Here is a 19,808-nt window from a genome sequence, read left to right on the forward strand (position 1 = left end):
AGCGCGATGCTTGACAGTACGATGATCGAGCTATCGCGGTGGCAGTTCGCCGCCACTGCGATGTATCACTTCCTCTTCGTGCCCCTGACACTCGGACTCTCCTGGATTCTGGTCATCATGGAGAGTGTGTATGTCATGACCGGGCGCGAAATCTACCGCGACATGACCAAGTTCTGGGGCAAGTTGTTCGGCATCAACTTCGCGCTCGGGGTCACCACCGGACTCACCATGGAGTTCCAGTTCGGCACCAACTGGTCCTACTACTCGCACTATGTCGGCGATGTGTTCGGCGCCCCGCTGGCCATCGAGGGGCTGATGGCCTTCTTCCTCGAGTCCACCTTCATCGGCCTGTTCTTCCTCGGCTGGGAGCGTCTGTCCAAGCGTCAGCATCTCACCGTCACCTTTCTGACCGCGCTGGGGTCCAACCTCTCAGCGCTCTGGATTCTGATCGCCAACGGCTGGATGCAGAATCCGGTCGGGGCCGAGTTCAGCTACGAAACCATGCGCATGGAAATGACCAGCTTCTGGGATCTGCTAATGAACCCGGTCGCCCAGGTCAAGTTCGTGCATACGGTCGCCGCCGGCTATGTCACCGCGTCGATGTTCGTGATGGGCATCTCGGCCTGGTACATGCTCAAGGGGCGCGATCTAGCCTTTGCCAAACGCTCATTCTCTGTCGCCGTTGGCTTTGCCCTGGCATCGATCCTGTCGGTCATCTTGCTCGGTGACGAATCTGGCTATGAAGTGGGCGACGTACAAAAGGTCAAACTCGCTGCGGTGGAGGCCGAATGGGACACGGAAATGGCACCGGCTGCCTTCACCCTTTACGGTCGCCCAAGCAACGAGGACGAGGAAACCCACGACGCCATCAAGGTCCCCTGGGCACTGGGGCTGATCGCCACCCGCTCGCTGAATGAGGAAGTCGTCGGGCTCAAAGACCTGATGCGCGATCACGAAGTACGCATCCGCTCGGGCATGATTGCTTACGACTATCTGCAAAAACTGCGCGGCGACGAAGATACCGAGGCCAATCGCGCGGTCTTCGAGGAGCATGTCGATGACCTCGGCTATGGACTGCTACTCAAGCGCTACACCGAAAATCCGGCCGAAGCCACTGAGGAGCAGATTGCCCTGGCGGTTAAAGACTCCATCCCCGAGGTTGCGCCGCTGTTCTGGAGCTTCCGCGTCATGGTTGGCGCCGGCTTCTGGATGCTGTTCTTAATCCTGCTCGGCTTCTACTACAACGCCGCGCGCCGCATCGAGCAGAAACGCTGGCTGCTGCGCGCCTTCCTGTGGAGCATTCCGGTGCCCTGGATTGCGGCTGAAACCGGCTGGTTCGTGGCGGAATTCGGCCGCCAGCCCTGGGCTATCGGTGAGGTGTTACCCACCAGCATCGCGGCCTCCAGCCTGACCGCCAATCAGGTGATGACCAGCCTGACCGCCTTTATCGTCTTCTACACCGCGCTCTTTTTGATCGAGATGTTCCTGATGATCAAGTTCAGCCGCCTGGGTCCGAGCTCATTGCATACCGGGCGCTATCATCACGAGCGCGATCACCGAGGCGAAACAGGGGGCGGTACCATCCCCGCAAGCGCACCGAGCAAGGAAAACGCAGGAGACTGATGCCATGATCCTCGACTACGAAGTGCTAAAACTCATCTGGTGGGTGCTGGTCGGCGTGCTCTTCATTGGCTTTGCCGTCACCGACGGCATGGACATGGGCGTCGGCACCTTGCTGCCCTTTCTGGGCAAGAATGACCTGGAACGCCGGGTGATCATCAACACCGTTGGCCCGCACTGGGACGGCAACCAGGTGTGGCTGATAACCGCCGGCGGCGCCATCTTTGCCGCCTGGCCGCTGGTCTATGCAGCGGCCTTCAGCGGGTTTTATTTCGCCATGCTGCTGGCCTTGTTTGCCTTGTTCTTCCGGCCAGTCGGCTTCGACTACCGCAGTAAGATCGAAAACAAAGTCTGGCGCAGCGCCTGGGATTGGGGCCTGTTCATTGGCGGTGCGGTACCGGCGCTGGTGTTCGGCATCGCCTTTGGCAACCTGTTGCAGGGGGTGCCCTTCCATCTCGATGAACTGCTGCGACCCTACTACACCGGCAGTTTCTTCGGCTTGCTCAACCCCTTCGCGCTGCTGGTGGGCGTCGTCAGTCTTGCCATGCTGACCATGCACGGGGCCATCTGGCTGCAACTGCGCACCGCCGAGCCCGTGGCCGAGCGCGCCAAGGCAGCGGCCAAGGTGTTCGGTTACGTTACCATCGCCACCTTCGCCGCCGCTGGCGTCTGGCTAGCAATAGCCGGATATGGCTATTCGGTAGTCGATATGCCGGGGGCGGATGCCGTTCCCAATCCGCTCACCAAAGAGGTGATCGCCGACCGCTGGGGCTGGTTGAACAGCTACAAGGACTGGCCGCTGACCCTGATCTTCCCGATCCTGGGTTTTGCCGGAGTCGGCGGGGCGATTGTCATGTCCATGCGCGATCGCGCGGGGCTGGGACTGATCCTCAGCGGGCTTGGCATCACCGGCATCATCATGACCGCCGGCTCAGCCATGTTCCCCTTCATCATGCCCTCGAGCACCAACCCTAACAGCAGTCTGACCGCCTGGGACGCGACATCCAGCCATCTGACACTCACGGTGATGTTCTGGGCCGCGATGATCTTCATCCCTATCATCCTCGCCTACACCACCTGGACCTACGCGAAGATGTGGCGACGCATCACCACCGAGGAGATCGACGCCCAGAAGAACCTGGCCTACTGAGACGTTCAACCTGATTTGGAGGATCCATCATGTGGTATTTCGCCTGGATACTTGGCGTCCTGCTGGCCATCGCCTTCGGTATCATCAATGTCATGTGGTATGAGTCTGAGCAATGCCTCAGCCCAGCCAATGACGATACCTGAGCCGACCAGCGATAGCTGAACGCTGACTCACAGGGGCGCCAAGGCGCCCCTTTTTCATGGCTAACAGCCGAGGCAATCGCGTTGCGATACCTCCAGCGGCAATTCCATAGTTAGTCCCTCGCCGCGACCCGCGCGATGACCCATTCGCGCGGAAAGGCCCGCCCTGGGTCTTGTTTGCGCTTAATGACGACACCGTTGCACACGATCGTCGAATCATCGAGCTCATCGTGCGTCTTGATCGCATCGACACCAAGCCCGTGGCGCTCGAGCAGCCCGCGCAGCAGCTCGATCAGGGAATCGATCTGGGGGTCGGTGTATTGATCGATCCCATCGCCGTCGTTGACCAGTTCGATACCGATGGAGTCCTGATTGTGCCCGCGCACATGCCAGGCGATCTGCGACTCCGGCACCATGGCAACGACGCGACCATCGCGCCCAATCACATAATGGATGCTAATGCGTGAGCGATTGCGCAGGAAGTGCTGCACAATGCCATCCAGGCTGCCGCCGCGAAAACTGCGCGAGGCATCGCAATCCGGCCCGCCGGTGGCATGCAGCACGATCTTGCGCACAGACCCCTCGCGCGCCTTGCCGGTGACCGGCACTCTGTCATCGACCGCAGCAATCGGCATGACAACCCCAAACAACAAAGACAGCAGGACTATGCCTTTCATCGCAGCACCTCATCGCAGCACCCCATCGCAGCACCCAGGGGTTCGGGCCAAGACCATGACCAAAAAAAGCGCGTCCGATCAGTCGCATTCGCGCGACGCGCTGCTAAACTTAACATCGGATCGTAAATAACATCGATCGGACCATCGATAACACCAGCACTTCCCCCAAAGCCTGGATCGGCCCTGAGAACACGCCGGCGTTTTGGTTGTTTTATCATAGTCCGCGGTCAGAATCTTTCCCGCCGACAAGACCTGCAAAAAATCATGATGTTTCGAGTACCGAAGCGCGGCCTGTGGCTGCCTGTCATCGCCGCGGCCTACCTTGCGCCCAGTCACCCGGCGCTCGCGGAACCCCATTCCGTCGTCCACATTGACGACCACCCTCAAGAAGCCGCAGCCTGGTCCGCCTGGCGTTCACTCCAAAAACACTATTCGCAAGCCGTCTCAGGTCTGCAACCCCAGGTGGTCGAGCGCGACTGGGTCTACACCCTGATCGGGCTCCCGGGCGATGGCGACGCCCAAGGCGGCTGCCAGCGACTGCGGGAGGCAGGCCATCAATGTTTCGTCACTCAAGCGAATTTCACCGGGGCCCCGGACTCTTCAGCCGCACGCCCGAACCCGGAGCCGATCGCATCGACAACCGATCAAGGCGACACGCCGCCGCCCTCCCGTCCCCAATCCCAGCAGCAAAGCCAGCCGCAACGCCAGCCGCAAAGCCCCTCCCAAATCCGGCCTCCGACAGGGGACCGCCCTGGCATCCAACTCGCGCTCTACCACCAGCGCAACATCGCCGAGCAGGGCTGGCAGTCGCTGTTGGCGCGTTTTCCGGATCTGCTGACGGACGCGCTTCCGGTCTACCGAAGTCTCCACGGCTATATCGCGCTGCAGGCCGTCGCCGGCAATGCCGCCGAGCGCGATGCGCTGTGCGCCAGCCTGCGCCAGCGCGGGGCCGAATGTCTGCCGGCTACCGTACCCCTCCCCGAGGGCCTGTCAGCCTGGCCCGACGCCGATGACCCAGCGGCAGACGAGATCGCACCAAATAATGCCCCCAACCCCGATTCGACCGCAGCAGCCAATTCGGCCACCGCTGCCGATACCCCGCCCGAAAGCCCCCAATCAGGCCTGGAAAATGCGCCGCCCGAAGGCGAACGACCAGCCGCGCAGGCGCCACCAACTCCCCCCAAGCCGCCACCGCATTTCGGACAAGGCGGACCCACCTTCGACTATGCCGCCTCCCCGCTGGGACCGGATTCCATTCTCATTTCCGTCTCCGACCGCAAACTTCTTTATCAAGCGAGAGATGGAACCGTTTACGTCTGGCCTGTCGCCGTCGGACGCCATTGGTCTTACCACGTCTTTGGCGAAACCGAGATCACCCAGAAACGCTCTCACCCCACATGGACGCCGCCGCCAGAAATGCGCAAGCGCAACCCGAAGCTCCCCCGCAGCATGGGCCCTGGACCACACAATCCACTCGGTGCCTATGCGCTCAACCTGGGCTTTCCCTACATCCGCATTCACGGCACCAATAAACCCCATAGCGTCGGGCACGCCGCATCCTCCGGTTGCTACCGCATGCACGCCGACGCGATAAAATTTCTCTTTCAATCCGTCTCAGTCGGAACCCAGGTCCGGGTCACCCCGGACCCTCTGGCCGCGCACATGCAAATGACGGCGGCTGAATAAGAACTTGGTCAACAGAGCACCTTTCGTTCAGAATCTGCATCCATGTCCTACACGTCATCAAAATCCTTGCTGCTCGTCGCGCTGGCATTCCTGTTATGCAGCCCGTCATTCGCCCAAGAGCCAGAATCCCCAGCTAACCCGTCAGCCAGCTCTAACTCAAGCACTCACCCCAGACTGGCCATGGTCAGCCCTGCCGATCCCGAGGCTCTGGCCAAACAAGCCGTTAGCGTCCGCTCCAACCCGCTGAACGATTCGATCCGCATCCTGGCCGGTCTTAAGGTCAGCGAAAGCTCCCCCCATGCCGACCTGATGGATTCCGCCGCCTGGCAAAACTACCATCAACAAATCCAGCGGACCTGGCAGCGTTACAACACCCAACAGCATGACAAGGTGGAAAGCTTCCGCGACCAGTGGTTGCCGCCTGACGTGAACCAGGGGCGCGACCTGCTTTATCCCTTTGCCGGTGCCGATTTCCTCTATGCCGATCTGTTCTTTCCGCGGGCCACCAACATTTACATGTTCGGTCTCGAGCCACTCGGGGAGATTCCCGGCCGTGAGCGACTCAACAGCACCTATTACAACGGCGTGATTCGCTCAACCGAGGATCTTCTGCGCCTGACCTTTTTCCGCACCAAGGCCATGCGCGAGGACTTTCGCCACAATGGCACCGTGCCGCTGCTGTCCTACTTCATCGTCCATCGTGGCCATACCATCAAGGACATCACTTATCTGCGCCTCGATGAGGACGGCATCCCGCATCAGGCCCCGTTGCCTGAAGCCACAGGCGCGCGTATCGCCTTTCAGGACGGGCGCAGTGGTCGCATGCGCCATGTCTGGTACTGGCGCGGCGATCTCGGCAATCAGGCTTTCGCCAATACGCCCGGCCTCAAACACTATGTCGCGGGGCTGCCGCCATCGAACCTGTACATGAAAGCCGCAAGCTATCTGTGCCATCACCGGGGCTTTGAAGACGCCTGCTCTCTGTTTCGCGACCGTGCGGTACTGAGCCTGCAGGAGGACTCCGGCATGCCGCTGCGCTATTTCCCCGAGGAGGTCTGGGATCAGACCTTTTTCGGCCAATATCGCGAGCCCATTTCCGTCTTCACCGACCAACTCTACCGCCAGGGCAACGCGTTGCGGAACGCCTTCGCCACCGCTGAGCAGGTCCATGAACTCCCCTTCCCGCTCGGCTATCACGCCTCGGCGCGCACCGATAACCTGATGCTTGCAGTGCGCAAGGATCAGATAGACCAGCAGCCAGTGCCGCCGCAACAAGCCCCGGCACCGAGCGCCGAAACCGAGCCGCCGGCTCAGCCGGCAGGGCTTCGCCAACAACTTGAAGCCGCTGGAATCGCTTACAAAACTCATTCCAGCGGAACCATCTCGCTCGTCCAATCCGTCGACAACAGCCGCACTCAGCTGACATTTATTGCCCCGGAGCCCAAGCCGGTGGGTGGGCTTGCGATGCGCGAAATCTGGTCCGTGGGCTACCTGTCAGACGACGACGAGCTGTCAGTTGACACGACCGTGCAACTCCTTAAGGAAAATGCCGCTACCGACCAAGGCGCCTGGGAGCTCGGGCAATTCCTCGGCAAGGCGGCGGGCATCTTCCGCACCCGCATTCCCGCCGATGCCAACTGGCAGACACTCGCCAATGCCTTGCAGAGTGTCTCAGCCACCGCCGACCGCAAAGAGCAGACGCTCATGGGAACCGACGAACTTTAACAACACCCACCGTTCATGCCCCGCCCACCCCGGATGAATTCATGAGTTCTAACCCGAGCGGCCCCTTAGGGACATCGCCCCGCCACATCCGCATTCGCCGAGTGCCCCGAATATTGCAATGATGTGACAGAAGGCAGATGATGAATGGCTGAGTTGTCGCGTTTCAGGGTTTCGCGCAACTCCGACCGTTTGGGCTTTCGCCGCAGCACCCACATTGAGTCACGTACATTTCCCTGCACGCTCTTCTCACACCCATGCTCAAAAAAATCCGTGTCAATCAGCTCGTCATGGGCATGCACATCCATGAGCTCTGCGGGTCCTGGATGGAACACCCGTTCTGGCGATCCAATTTTCTGCTCAGCGATGAGAAAGACCTCCATACCCTGCGCACCAGCAGCATTCAGGAGGTCTGGATCGACACTAGCAAAGGCGGTGATGTCCCGAGCGGAACCAAAGTCGTTAACGCATCAGAGAACAAGGCCAGGGTCGAGCAGCGCATCCAGCAGGCTGCAGCCAAGCCCGTAAAGCCAGAATCTACGCCGATTAGCGATGAACTGAGCCGCGCGGCAAAAATCTGCGCCCATTCCAAGGAAGCCGTCACCTCCATGTTCGAGGACGCGCGCATGGGCAAGGCCGTGGACTCAGCGCAAGCGCGGGTTCTGGTCGAGGAGATTTCCGAGTCAGTCAACCGCAACTCGGCCGCGCTTTTGAGTCTCGCCCGACTGAAAACCGCTGATGACTACACCTACATGCACTCGGTTGCCGTCTGCGCCTTGATGATGGCCCTGGGGCGGCAGTTGAATTTGAACACGGATCAACTCCGGCAAGCCGGAATGGCCGGTCTGCTGCACGATCTCGGCAAGGCGAAAATGCCGTCCGAAGTTCTCAACAAACCCGGCAAGCTGACCGACGAAGAATTCGCCATCATGAAACGCCACCCGGCTGAAGGCCATCGCATGCTGCTCAAGGTGGCCAAATCAATCGGAGCGGTCACCCTGGATGTCTGTCTGCATCATCATGAAAAAACCAACGGCTCTGGTTACCCGGAGCGCTTAAACGACTCCAAGATCAGTTTGTTCGCCAAAATGGGCGCAGTCTGCGACGTCTACGATGCCATCACCTCCAACCGGCCCTACAAAGAGGGCTGGGACCCGGCAGAATCCCTGCGCAAAATGGCGGAATGGGCCGATGGTCATTTCGATCAGCGCATCTTCCAGGCATTCGTCAAAAGCTTAGGGATATATCCGGTGGGTTCCCTGGTCAGGCTCGAATCCGGCAAGCTCGCCGTGGTCTTGGAGCAGTCGCGCGGGTCCCTGCTCAAGCCCAAGGTCAAGGCGTTCTACTCCACCCGCTCCCGTGCCCGCATTGCACCCAAAGTCATCGACCTCTCCGGGGCAGGCGCCACCGAATCCATCGCCGGACGCGAAGACCCGGCCGAGTGGGACTTCTCGGACTTGAACGAGTTATGGTCCGGCATGCAAGGCGCTCCCGCCTGAAAGACCAAAGCTAACTGTTCAGCCGAGCAATCCATCCTTACCAAATCGAACGGATGTCATCCATGAGTTGATCGATCATCAGTTGCTGATCCTGATCGAGATGCTCAAACATCACACCGCATTTGGGACTCTTCTCCTTAGTCATGCTCTTGATTCGGCCGCGAATCAACTGTTTGCCCGCAGTAGCGGTCGAGATATCCATCGAGATTTCCACATCCGCCTCGATACCAAGCTCGGCGGCATCCCCGCCCTTGCTGAACGCCATACGACAGCCACCAGCGGATAAGTCTGTAATCACTACCTCACGGCGCTGATCATTGCAGGCGACGCCCGCATTCAAGAAGCACGGCACCCGCTCGTGCACGCGCAATTGTACGGATTTAACATCGTGTGGCCACTTTACAAACACTACCGAGGGATTCTCCAAAGTCCCCAAAATCGGTGACTTAAAGCCGTAGACATTGCCCTCGACAGCAAAGCGCATGACCACATCGGGCCAATTGTCGCGAATATCCTTAAAAATATCGCTCGGCGCCACCCGCACCATGAGCACCTCGCCCTCACTCACGCCAATAATCCGGCCCATCACGCGCTCTGAATCATTGGAAATCTGAATGGTCGCGCGAATCCCACAAGACACTTTGAAATCCTGATTTCCCTTCTCGGACTCTGATGCACTTTCAAGCATCGCACTACTGTTGCGACGATCATGGGCAGTCATAACCAGAAACCTATTGATAACCGAATTATGTAAGAAAGCATGTCCTAGAATTCTACTTGAATCAGTCCGTGAATGGCAGACCTTCAATCACCCTTCGTCGTGATCGGCCACCGCTGAGGCGGTCTGACCGCCCGCCCTTGTCCATCCTCTCAGCCCCCCTCATCTTATCGAGTCTATGTTTCCCGGCTTGTCCGGCGCTTTCGGCCTCGTGATCGACCTGAGAAGAACCGATTGAACCTCAGGGACAGCCTCCCAGTTGGCAACAAGGCCGATAGGCCCTTTGAGCGCGGAGATTGAGCATGTTCCTATCACGAATCGAACCCGTTACAGGCTTGGTTCTGACCTCATCAGCCCGCATGACCAGGGTGTTCCTCATCCTTTGGACTCCCCTTCTCTGGGGCGGCACCGGCGGCGTGGCAATCGCGGCCCAATCGCCAGCGGACAGCACTGCCCCAAGCGAATCTCGGGCCGAGGCGCAAGACGACAGCCTGATCGAGCATGCGCGCAAGCATGCCGATCCGAAATATGTCTGCCCCATGCATCCGCAGATCATCAAGAACGAACCCGGCACCTGCCCCATCTGCGGCATGGATCTGGTCGAGAAATGGCTCGACCCCATGACCGGCAAGCATCCGGAGGTAAGCCTGGCTTCTGCGGTGGTGCAAACGCTCGGGGTGCGCACGGCGGCGGCTGAGCGCGGCACCCTGTGGCGCTATATCCGCACCCTCGGGCGCGTGACCTATGACGAGACGCGCCTTGCGCATGTGCATCCGCGCGCGCCGGGCTGGATCGAGGCGCTCGACCTGCGCGCCGAGGGCGAGCCGGTGAAACAGGGAGAGACGCTGGCGGAGCTCTATGCGCCGCAGATATTGTCCGCCCAGGTCGATTTTCTGCTCTCGCGCGAAGGCGGCGGCCAACGCCGCATCAGCGCGGACAAGGCGCGCAATCTGCTGCGGCTGCTGGCGGTGCCGGACGATGTGATCGCCGCCATCGAGCGCGACGGCGAACCGCGCAACCGAGTTCCCATCCGCGCGCCCATGGACGGGATCGTCACCCACATCGCCGCGCGCGAGGGGATGTATGTCACCGAGGCCACCGAGATGTTTCGGGTGGCGGACTTAAGCCGCGTGTGGGTGATGGTCGATGTCTACGAGCACCAGATCGACTGGCTCAAGCCGGGCGCCGCAGCGGAGATGCGCGTGCCGGCGCGGCCTGGGCGGACATGGAAAGGCAAGGTCGACTATCTCTACCCAGAGCTGGACCCAAACACCCGCACCCTGCGCGTGCGCTTAATCTTCGACAACCCGGACCTGAGCCTGAAGCCGAATATGTTCGCCGATGTGGAGATCTTTGGTGGGCCCAAGAAGGAGGTGCTCAAGATCCCAGCCGAGGCGTTGATCATGACCGGCGAGCGCGAGAGCGTGGTGCTGGCGCTCGGCGACGGACGCTTCCAGCCGGTCGACGTGGTCACCGGCATGCAGCGTGATGGCGCGGTGGAGATTCTCTCCGGCCTTGAGGCGGGCGATCGCGTCGTGACCTCCGGGCAGTTCCTGATCGACTCAGAATCCAACCTGCAGGCGAGCTTCCAGCGCCTGACTGGGCCCGAGCCCGATGCCGAAGGCGCGGCAGCGGCCGGCGGACATGGAGCCCACTAGATGAAAGCGGTCATCGCCTGGTCGCTCAACAACCGCTTCCTGGTCCTGCTCGCCGCCCTGGCGCTGACGGCCTGGGGCTTATATTCACTCGCGCGCACGCCGCTGGATGCCATTCCCGATCTGTCCGACGTGCAGGTGATCGTCAAGACCAGCTTTCCCGGCCAGGCGCCGCGCGTGGTCGAGGAGCAGGTCACCTACCCCATCACCACCACCATGCTGTCGGTACCGGGTGCCAAGGCGGTGCGCGGCTACAGCTTTTTCGGCGACAGCTATGTCTATGTGATCTTCGAGGACGGCACCGACCTCTACTGGGCGCGCGCCCGGGTGCTCGAGTATTTGAATCAGGCTGCGGCCGATCTGCCGGACGGCGTGCAACCGCGTCTCGGCCCGGATGCCACCGGCGTGGGTTGGATCTACAGCTATGCGCTGGTCGACCGCACCGGTCAGCATGATCTGGCCGAGCTGACCAGCCTGCAAAACTGGTTTTTGAAGTTCGAGCTGCAATCCCTGCCCGGCGTGGCCGAGGTCGCAACCGTCGGTGGCATGGTGCGCCAGTATCAGATTGTGGTCGACCCGGAGAAGCTGCGCGGCTTCGGCATCCCGCTGCGGCAGGTCATCACAGCGGTGCAGAACGCCAACCGCGATGTCGGCGGCTCGGTGCTGGAACTGGCCGAGGCCGAATACATGGTGCGCACGCGCGGCTATCTGCGCTCGCTTGAGGATATCGAGTTAATCCCAGTGCGCACCAGCCCCGAGGGCACCCCGGTGCTGCTGCGCGACATCGCCCGAGTGCAGATCGGCCCCGAGATGCGCCGGGTGGTGGCAGACCTCGACGGCAAGGGCGAGATCACCGGCGGCATTATCGTGATGCGCTCGGGCGAGAATGCGCTGGCCACTATAGAGGCGGTCAAGAATCGGCTCGAGGCCCTGCGCGCGAGCTTGCCCGACGGGGTCGAGATCGTCGAGACCTACGACCGCTCCGGGCTGATTCTGGGTGCGGTGGACAACCTCAAGACCAAGCTGATTGAGGAATTCATTGTCGTCGCTCTGGTGTGCATCGCCTTTTTGTTCCATCTGCGCTCGGCGCTGGTGGTCATCATCAGCCTGCCGCTCGGCATTCTGGCGGCCTTCGTCATCATGCAACACCAGGGCATCAACGCCAACATCATGTCCTTAGGCGGCATTGCCATTGCCATCGGCGCCATGGTGGACGCGGCCATTGTGATGATCGAGAACGCCCACAAGCATCTTGAGCGTTGGGAGGTCGCGCATGGCGAGCGCCCGCGCGGCGAGGACCATTGGCGGGTGATCGGCGAAGCCGCGGCCGAGGTCGGCCCGGCGCTCTTCTTCAGCCTGCTGATCATCACCCTGAGCTTTCTGCCGGTCTTTACCCTGCAAGCTCAGGAAGGGCGGCTGTTCAGCCCGCTCGCCTTCACCAAGACCTATGCCATGGCCGCTGCGGCCGGGCTTGCGGTCACCCTGGTGCCGGTGCTGATGGGCTATCTGGTGCGCGGGCGCATCCCGAGTGAGACTGCCAATCCGCTCAACCGTGGGCTCATCTGGCTCTATCGCCCCGGCCTGCGCGCGGTGCTGCGCTGGCCGAAGCTGACCATCGGCGTCGCACTGCTGGCGGTCTTAAGCGCCGCTTGGCCGCTGAAACACATCGGCACCGAGTTCATGCCCGATCTCTATGAAGGCGACCTGATGTACATGCCGACCACCCTGCCGGGCATTTCCATCGGCAAGGCGCGGCAGCTGTTGCAGCAGACCGATCGGCTGATCGCCAGCCTGCCCGAGGTCGAGCGTGTCTTCGGCAAGATCGGTCGCGCCGATACCGCCACCGACCCGGCACCGCTGACCATGATCGAGACCCTGATTCAGCTCAAGCCCATGTCCGAGTGGCGTGACGGCATGACGTTGGACAAGCTGATCGACGAGCTGGACGCGACTGTCGACCTACCCGGCGTGACCAACGCCTGGGTCATGCCGATCAAAACCCGCATCGACATGCTGGCGACCGGCATCAAGACCCCGGTGGGCGTCAAGATCGCCGGTCCTGATCTGTCCGAGATCGAACGCATCGGCACCCAGGTCGAGCGTGCGGTGATGCAGGTGGATGGCACCACCTCGGCCTTCTCGGAGCGAGTCGCCGGTGGGCGCTATATCGAGATTCGCCCGGACCGGCTCGCCGCCGCGCGGGTGGGGCTGAATGTCAGCGACATCAATGATCTGGTTGCCGCCGCTATCGGTGGCATCAATGTCAGCCGCAGTGTGGAGGGACTGGAGCGCTATCCGATCAACATCCGCTTCCCGCGCGAGCAGCGCGACGATCTGCAAAAGCTGCGCGAGTTGCCCATCGTCACGCCTAGCGGCGCCCAGATTCCGCTCGAGCAGGTCGCCGAGGTGGTGATCACCGACGGCGCGCCCATGCTGAAGAGCGAGAACGCGCGCTTGAACGGCTGGACTTTCGTCGATATCCGCGGCCGCGACCTCGGGCGCTGGATCAGCGAGGCCAAGCAGGTGGTGGCCGAGCAGGTTGCGCTGCCGCCCGGCTATTCGCTCACCTGGTCCGGCCAGTATGAGTACATGCAGCGCGCCCAGGAGCGCCTGACCCTGGTGGTGCCGCTGACGCTGCTGATCATCTTCGTGCTGCTGTATCTGACCTTTGGCCGCGTATCAGAGGCGCTGCTGGTGATGCTGTCGCTGCCCTTCGCGCTGGTCGGTGGCCTGTGGTTGATCCATCTGCTCGACTACAACCTGTCGATTGCCGTCGCCGTCGGCTTCATCGCGCTCGCTGGTGTGGCGGTGGAGTTCGGCGTCATCATGCTGGTCTACCTCGACAACGCCCTGGCCGACGCCCGCCGCGCCGGAACTCTGGCAAGCGAGCAAGACCTGAAAGCCGCCATCGAGGAAGGCGCGGTGCTTCGCATTCGCCCCAAAGCCATGACGGTCGCGACCATCTTTGCAGGACTCTTGCCCATCATGCTCCAGGGCGGCGTCGGCTCAGAGGTTATGCGCCCCATCGCCGCCCCCATGGTCGGCGGTATGGTCACCGCGCCGCTGTTGAGTCTGTTCGTGCTGCCGGCGATATATTTGCTGTGGCGGCGGGCTGCGGTGCACTGAAGTCTGCCGAGACGCACGCAAGAAAGGATAAAACTTACCTGGCGACGCCACACCGGGAAGTGCCGAGAGATGTCAAAGCGGTGAACGGCGGCATCTGGGCTCGAGACAGGCAGAGGTCAGGACTTCAGCAGGAAAAACAGCCCCAATGCCGACGCGACGAGCAACACCAATGCCAACGCAAGCAGGATGGGGCCTCGCCATGCCGGCCTTGGCTGGTGTGTTGAATTTGCTCCGGATCGTGGATTTTCATCCTGTGGTTCCCAAGGCACTGATACTGGGCCGAAAGTCTGGTCACCGACCTTGGCCTGAGACATGTCGGGGGCCATTTCCGCATCCCCTTCATCCAGACCTATCGCCGTATCCAACTGAGTAATCGCCTCAGTATCCATGCCCCAGGTTGAACCGGAGCGCGGTTTGATATCGACGGGCTTAGCTGCGCGCAAACCGGCGGCGGCGGGGGTACTTGGCGTGACACCAAAAAGCTTCAGCCAGGCGGCAATGCTTTGCGGCCGTTCTGCCGTCTCCAGCTCGAGCCCGGCGCCGAGTGCATTCAGAAATTGCTCGCTACAGCGGTCCAACAGCGGCGTCTGCCAGCCATCCGGCAACGGACGTTGCATCGGCGGTTGACCGGTCAGGGCGTAATACCAGGTGGCGGCCATGCCATAGATATCGGTCCAGGGACCAACCTCGCCATGCAGAACCTGCTCGGGTGCTGCAAACTGGGGGGTTATCTGGCGGATGACGGTCTTTTCGCTGTCGGGATGCACCCAGCGCGCGGCACCGAAGTCGATCAGCAATGGGCTGCCGTCGTCGCGCAGCAGGATGTTGCTCGGCTTGATGTCGCGATGCCAGATTTGGCGGGCATGGGCGTGCGCCAAGCCGTCGAGCAGCGGGAACAGCCAGCCGCTGACACGCTCCTCCTCGAGCTTGGGCTTGCGCGCCAGAAAGTCCCCGAGGGTATTCGATGCCTCGTACACCATGCACAGGTAGACAGTGCCATTTTCTTGGAAGGCATCAGCGATGATGACCAGGTTCGGGTGCGGACGCGGGCGCGCCAATTCCTGCAGCATGCGGCTTTCCTGCAGGAACTTTTTGCGCAGATGCTCGAACTGTGCCTCCTTGCCTGGCAGCGGAGCCACCTGCCCATCGTCCGCGCGGGAGGCCAGATCGCGCGGCACAAACTCCTTGACGACATAGGTGGCGCCCAACAGGCTGTGATCGGCCAGATAGACCACACCAGAGCCACCGCCACCGAGATGCTCGCGTATCGTCAGCTCGCGCAACTGCGTGCCAGGCGCCAGCACCTTCCCCGAGGTATTTCGCCCCATCCCCTTCACCTGTGTCGAGATCATTCCGGGCCGCGACAATAGCATGAAAAAGCGTCGCCCGGGCACAGTAAAGCCGGCCGGTGCTCGCACCCCGCGCCCGCGAGAACTCCCGCGCGCTCAGGCCCGCACCAGCATGGGGCCACTGCGCAGTCGCACGCCCAGGCAGGCAAAAAACAGCAGGATGTTGATCACGCCAACCACCACGAAGGGCGCGCGCGGATCAACGGCGTCGAACAGATAGCCGCCCGCAAGCGTGATCAACAGAATGCCAATGGCACCGGAAATGTTGAAGGCTGCGAGGACTGAGCCACGTTTCTCGCGCGGTGCCTCCTGACCGATCAGCGACTGACCACCCAGAAACACGCTGATCTGCCCGATGCCGAGCAGGATATAGAAAATCAGTCCATGGCTGGCCAGTGGATCATCAAGCAGCAATAGGGACAGATTACCGATGGCCGCCAGTACCATGCAAAGCGCCAGCGCGCTGACGCGGTCGATACGGTCCATCAGCGGACCAAGAATGGGTGCCCAGACCAGCGCCGCGATCTGCGCGATGACAAAAATCAGGGTGCCGTTCTTCACCGCCTCGCCGGCATCCATGCCTGCTGCCTTGCCGGCCAGGGTGCCCCACAGAATGAGAAAGGTCGCATTCACCGACTGATCCCCGCGAGCGATAAAGGCCGCCAGATAGGCCACAGCCACGCGCGGACTGCGTGCCGCCGCAAAGCCGCTCTTGAACAGAGTGCTAACGGTCGGGCGTTCCTGCTGCAGAATCGGGATACCGGGCTTTAGCCCCAGCATCACCAGCACCGCGGCCAGCACGCACAGCCCCGCGACCATAAAATGCGTCAGCTGCCCGGCTTGATCGCCGCTGAAGCCCTTGGCGATCAGCGCCTCCGGCACAGCACCAAAACCCTGGTTGGTAAAGACAATGCCCAGTCCGCTCAGCACGCCGATCAGCGCGACCAGCTTGCCGCGCGAGGCCTCGGCAGGATAGTCCACCAGCACCGTCGACAGGGCGCCCGCCACAGCCACGACGCCAAGCCCGTAGATGACGCGATAGTAGTAAAGCTCCCCGACCGAGTGCGCCAGTGGATAGAGCACATAGGTCAGCCCCAGCAGCAGAAAACCGACGGCGTAGATCGACCGCCGGCCGATGCGGTCGATCAAAATGCCCGCCGGCAGGAAGCACAGCAGGGTGACGATTTCGGTCAGGAACACCAGATTGCCGCTGATGCCACCCTGCTCCGACTCGGGGATCCCCAGGTGCTCATTGAGGATATAGGTCTGGCCGATGGCGATGAAGGTCATCAGCCCAATGGACAGAAAGCCGACGCCAAGAAAACTCCAACCGTGACGCGGCAGCACACCGGGAGCGAGCTGAATGGGGCCGATGTGGTAGGTATGAAGGTCGTTCATCTGTGCAAAATCATCCATCAACTCGCGAAATCCGGGCGAAGCAGCAGCAAGAGTAACAGACTCGCCGCACCCAAAACGACAGCATAGAGCCGTTCGCCACCCAAGAGCGCATAAACAAAGCCCAGTACCATAGGCAACTCGCACACTGCCCAGGCGATGACCGAAAGTCCGATCTCACGGCCCGCATCCGACTCGGCATGCAACGAGCCAGCTGATCTCTTCGCTGCCGTGGCGCGCGCGATAGGGTCAGCGCGATTCTCCCCATCCCAGCGCGCGCGGGTCGTCAACCAGCGGCCGATCAGCAACGCCAGCGGCAGCGACACCAGTGCGGCGATCAGCAAGGGTTGCTGCACCCCAGGCACTGGCTCGACGGCAGCGAATCCGGGCAACACCCAGGCCAACACCGTCAACACCACGACAGAGTTGATCTGCGCCAACCACAGAATCAGCTGCCGCCGCGACGGGCTCAGGCTGTTTTTTGTCTTGTTCATCGCCAAATCTCCCCAAAATCAGCAAAAGAGTCGTTAACGAGTGGGACAACAACACAATCGCTGCATCGTTGCTGATTGCAACATGATCAGGTCGCAATATGATCAGGTCGTTACTTCATCAGCTCGCTATATCATCAGGAACGCATCATGGCCGCTGTCGATCAATTTCTCACCATGCTTGAGCGCGGGCAGGACTCCGCGCTGCTGCGCTTCAGCCTGGGCAACGAATATCTCAAGATGGATGCGCCGGAACAAGCCGCCGAGCATCTCGCCGAGGCCGTCGCGCAAGACCCAAGCTACTCCGCCGCTTGGAAACTCTACGGCAAGGCGCTTGCCGCGCTTGGTGAGTACCAGCGTGCCATCGAGGTACTCGACCAGGGCATTGCCCGGGCTGAAGAGAAAGGCGATGCCCAGGCCGTCAAGGAAATGCGCGTGTTCCGCAAGCGGGCCGCCGCGGCATTGTCGCAATAGCCTCCCGAGCAACCGCTGTTTCGTGGCCATTGCAGGCACCGCGCGCTCGCGGGTGAAATCGCCTCGAAACCCGTGCTGGCAATGTTAGAATCCCGCTTCGTAGCGACAAGTTGCACGCAAAATTCTGCCCACCACCGGCGCATGCAGACCAACAGAGCCTAAAGACCAAGAGCGCCTGCACGCCGCCAAAAGAGGAAAATCCATGTCGGCACTAATAATGATTCTTTTCTGGGTCACCGTTGGCATGTTCATCGGCTGGAATGTCCCACAGCCTGACTGGGCCAAACAGGCTCAACATCAGCTGATGCAACTGATTGCCCAGATTACCGGAAAAGACCAGCACAATGGCCCGCCACCGCCAGGCTCGCACTGACGGACGCCAACCGTTTCGCGCGATTTTCATCATCCCAGCCTGCAGGTGCAACCAAATTCGCCGCATCGCCCCAAGCCGCCGGCTCGCCTCGTCAGATTCTCGCTTAGTCACAGCTTGCTCAGTCAAATCTCGCCTGGCCACATGAAGACCATCACACCACCGCGCGCGTATCGCTTTTCACCATCCAAGGCGGCGATGCACGCGGGTCTTTTTCTGTTGTTTGCGTTCTCTCTTGCGGCCTGCGGCCAAAAAGGCGATCTCTATCTGCCCGACCCAAAACCTGCTAAGCCCGGGGCAGCCGTGACCGACGGCCAGTCCTCCGACCAAGCCCAGCAGTCGCAGCTAGACCCTGTTGGACCGACTGAGTCGGGCGAAAGCTTGCAGGACATCGACACAATCGAAGACGCCTCGTCAGACGGCGTCATTCCCGCACCCATGCCGGATATGTCCGGCAACTGATTCGCACACGATGGATTTTTTTGCCCGCCACGACGGCAAGCTCCATGCCGAAGACCTGCCCCTGCAGCAAATCGCCGAGCGCCATGGCACGCCCTGCTATGTCTACTCCCGCGCCACACTTGAGCGCCACTGGCGCGCGTTCGACGCCGCCTTCGGCGCGCATGATCATCTGATCTGCTTCGCGGTCAAGGCCAACTCCAACCTGGCGGTGCTCGACGTGCTGGCCCGCCTGGGCTCAGGCTTCGACATCGTCTCGGTCGGCGAGCTCGAGCGGGTGCTGGCCGCCGGCGGCGATCCGGCCAAGGTGGTGTTCTCCGGCGTCGGCAAGAGAGCCGATGAAATCGCCCGCGCGCTGCAAGTCGGCATCCATTGCTTCAATGTGGAATCGCCTGCAGAGCTCGAGCGCATCGCTGATATCGCCCACGGGCTAGGCCAGGTCGCGCCCGTGTCCCTGCGCGTCAACCCGGATGTCGACGCAGGCACCCATCCCTACATCGCCACCGGCTTAGCCGAGAACAAATTCGGCATCGACATCCATAATGCCGCGGCTCTGTATCAGCAGGCTGCGGCGCTGCCAGGCGTGCGCGTGGTCGGCATCGACTGCCACATTGGCTCCCAGCTCACTGAGCTCGGTCCTTTCGTCGCCGCGCTCGAGCGGGTGCTGGCCCTGGCCGATGAGCTGGAGCGCCTTGGTATCCCCATTGAGCATCTTGATCTTGGCGGCGGCCTGGGCGTGCGCTACACCGATGAGCGCCCGCCTCTGCCGGCGGATTATGTGACCGCACTGCTTGAGCATCTCGGCACCCGGCCCTATCGGATTCTGCTCGAGCCCGGTCGCGCCATCGCCGCCAATGCCGGCGTGCTGCTGACCCGGGTCGAGCACATTAAGCGCAACGGCGAGCGCCATTTTGCGATTGTCGATGCGGCGATGAACGATCTGATCCGCCCGGCGCTGTATCAGGCCGTGCAAGACATCGTGCCGGTGGTTGAGCGCCCAGGCGACGTACACGCATACGACCTGGTCGGCCCGGTGTGCGAGACTGGGGATTTCCTCGGCAAACAGCGCCGGATGGCACTGGCCGAGGGCGATCTGCTCGCCGTGCGCTCCAGTGGCGCCTATGGTTTTGTGATGAGCTCCAACTACAACAGCCGCCCGCGCGCGCCCGAGGTCATGGTCGACGGCGATCAGCTCCATCTTGTTCGCGCGCGCGAGAGCATTGCCGACCTGTTTGAGGGTGAGTCGCGTTTGCCGGCTGCCAGTGCCTTGGGTTAGC

General features: G+C 61.5%; 17 protein-coding genes. 12 read left to right on the top strand and 5 right to left on the bottom strand.

The window, feature by feature from the left end:
• Nucleotides 1-6 precede the first annotated feature (6 nt).
• From Thiosp_RS13645 to cydX, 3 genes are read left to right on the top strand one after another with little or no spacing between them, the layout of a single operon-like run.
• Nucleotides 7-1,623, top strand: a complete 1,617-nt coding sequence (locus tag Thiosp_RS13645) for a cytochrome ubiquinol oxidase subunit I (RefSeq protein ID WP_201068060.1) — start codon at nucleotides 7-9, stop codon at nucleotides 1,621-1,623.
• A gap of 4 nt (nucleotides 1,624-1,627) precedes the next feature.
• Nucleotides 1,628-2,770, top strand: a complete 1,143-nt coding sequence (gene cydB, locus Thiosp_RS13650; RefSeq protein ID WP_207188095.1) for a cytochrome d ubiquinol oxidase subunit II — start codon at nucleotides 1,628-1,630, stop codon at nucleotides 2,768-2,770.
• 29 nt (nucleotides 2,771-2,799) lie between these two features.
• Nucleotides 2,800-2,913 carry a cytochrome bd-I oxidase subunit CydX gene (gene cydX / locus Thiosp_RS13655; protein ID WP_201068061.1) on the top strand — a complete coding sequence of 38 codons (114 nt, stop codon included), beginning with the start codon at nucleotides 2,800-2,802 and terminating at the stop codon, nucleotides 2,911-2,913.
• A 110-nt stretch (nucleotides 2,914-3,023) separates the two neighbouring features.
• Here the strand turns inward: cydX and Thiosp_RS13660 are convergent, their stop codons facing one another.
• A complete protein-coding gene (locus tag Thiosp_RS13660) occupies nucleotides 3,024-3,587 on the bottom strand; it encodes an N-acetylmuramoyl-L-alanine amidase (protein ID WP_201068062.1) in 564 nt (187 codons plus the stop codon).
• A 264-nt stretch (nucleotides 3,588-3,851) separates the two neighbouring features.
• On the opposite strand from Thiosp_RS13660, the gene Thiosp_RS13665 reads away from it, so the two are divergent.
• From Thiosp_RS13665 to Thiosp_RS13675, 3 genes are all read left to right on the top strand, one after another.
• On the top strand, nucleotides 3,852-5,273 hold the full coding sequence (locus Thiosp_RS13665) for a L,D-transpeptidase (RefSeq protein ID WP_201068063.1): 1,422 nt from the start codon (nucleotides 3,852-3,854) through the stop codon (nucleotides 5,271-5,273).
• A gap of 180 nt (nucleotides 5,274-5,453) precedes the next feature.
• On the top strand, nucleotides 5,454-6,998 hold the full coding sequence (locus tag Thiosp_RS13670; RefSeq protein ID WP_201068064.1) for a hypothetical protein: 1,545 nt from the start codon (nucleotides 5,454-5,456) through the stop codon (nucleotides 6,996-6,998).
• Nucleotides 6,999-7,252: 254 nt separating this feature from the next.
• Entirely contained in the window at nucleotides 7,253-8,494 is a 1,242-nt protein-coding gene (locus Thiosp_RS13675) for an HD-GYP domain-containing protein (protein ID WP_201068065.1), read from the top strand.
• A gap of 37 nt (nucleotides 8,495-8,531) precedes the next feature.
• Here the strand turns inward: Thiosp_RS13675 and Thiosp_RS13680 are convergent, their stop codons facing one another.
• Entirely contained in the window at nucleotides 8,532-9,215 is a 684-nt protein-coding gene (locus tag Thiosp_RS13680; RefSeq protein WP_201068066.1) for a PilZ domain-containing protein, read from the bottom strand.
• Between the two features lie 299 nt (nucleotides 9,216-9,514).
• Here Thiosp_RS13680 and Thiosp_RS13685 point away from each other — a divergent pair, with 299 nt between their 5' ends.
• Nucleotides 9,515-10,870 (top strand): efflux RND transporter periplasmic adaptor subunit, encoded by a 1,356-nt coding sequence (locus tag Thiosp_RS13685; protein WP_323696470.1) that lies wholly within the window; start codon nucleotides 9,515-9,517, stop codon nucleotides 10,868-10,870.
• Nucleotides 10,871-13,993 (top strand): efflux RND transporter permease subunit, encoded by a 3,123-nt coding sequence (locus tag Thiosp_RS13690; protein ID WP_201065116.1) that lies wholly within the window; start codon nucleotides 10,871-10,873, stop codon nucleotides 13,991-13,993.
• 116 nt (nucleotides 13,994-14,109) lie between these two features.
• Here Thiosp_RS13690 and Thiosp_RS13695 read toward each other — a convergent pair whose 3' ends face one another.
• From Thiosp_RS13695 to Thiosp_RS13705, 3 genes are all read right to left on the bottom strand, one after another.
• A complete protein-coding gene (locus Thiosp_RS13695) occupies nucleotides 14,110-15,321 on the bottom strand; it encodes a serine/threonine protein kinase (RefSeq protein ID WP_201065114.1) in 1,212 nt (403 codons plus the stop codon).
• 117 nt (nucleotides 15,322-15,438) lie between these two features.
• Complete coding sequence (locus Thiosp_RS13700) at nucleotides 15,439-16,740, bottom strand: MFS transporter (protein ID WP_201065112.1); 1,302 nt, start codon at nucleotides 16,738-16,740, stop codon at nucleotides 15,439-15,441.
• A gap of 17 nt (nucleotides 16,741-16,757) precedes the next feature.
• A complete protein-coding gene (locus Thiosp_RS13705; RefSeq protein ID WP_201065110.1) occupies nucleotides 16,758-17,231 on the bottom strand; it encodes a hypothetical protein in 474 nt (157 codons plus the stop codon).
• A gap of 147 nt (nucleotides 17,232-17,378) precedes the next feature.
• On the opposite strand from Thiosp_RS13705, the gene Thiosp_RS13710 reads away from it, so the two are divergent.
• From Thiosp_RS13710 to lysA, 4 genes are all read left to right on the top strand, one after another.
• Nucleotides 17,379-17,702, top strand: coding sequence for a tetratricopeptide repeat protein (locus Thiosp_RS13710; protein WP_201065108.1), 324 nt, complete (start codon nucleotides 17,379-17,381; stop codon nucleotides 17,700-17,702).
• A 202-nt stretch (nucleotides 17,703-17,904) separates the two neighbouring features.
• On the top strand, nucleotides 17,905-18,075 hold the full coding sequence (locus Thiosp_RS13715) for a hypothetical protein (RefSeq protein WP_201065106.1): 171 nt from the start codon (nucleotides 17,905-17,907) through the stop codon (nucleotides 18,073-18,075).
• Between the two features lie 141 nt (nucleotides 18,076-18,216).
• Nucleotides 18,217-18,534: an LPS translocon maturation chaperone LptM gene (gene lptM, locus Thiosp_RS13720; RefSeq protein WP_242518391.1), complete on the top strand. Its 318-nt coding sequence runs from the start codon at nucleotides 18,217-18,219 to the stop codon at nucleotides 18,532-18,534.
• A gap of 10 nt (nucleotides 18,535-18,544) precedes the next feature.
• The gene (gene lysA / locus Thiosp_RS13725; protein WP_201065104.1) at nucleotides 18,545-19,807 is read left to right on the top strand and encodes a diaminopimelate decarboxylase; all 1,263 of its coding nucleotides are present in this window, start codon (nucleotides 18,545-18,547) and stop codon (nucleotides 19,805-19,807) included.
• The last annotated feature ends 1 nt before the right edge of the window (nucleotide 19,808 follow it).

Source organism: Thiorhodovibrio litoralis (genome assembly GCF_033954455.1).
In the GTDB taxonomy this organism is placed as follows: domain Bacteria; phylum Pseudomonadota; class Gammaproteobacteria; order Chromatiales; family Chromatiaceae; genus Thiorhodovibrio; species Thiorhodovibrio litoralis.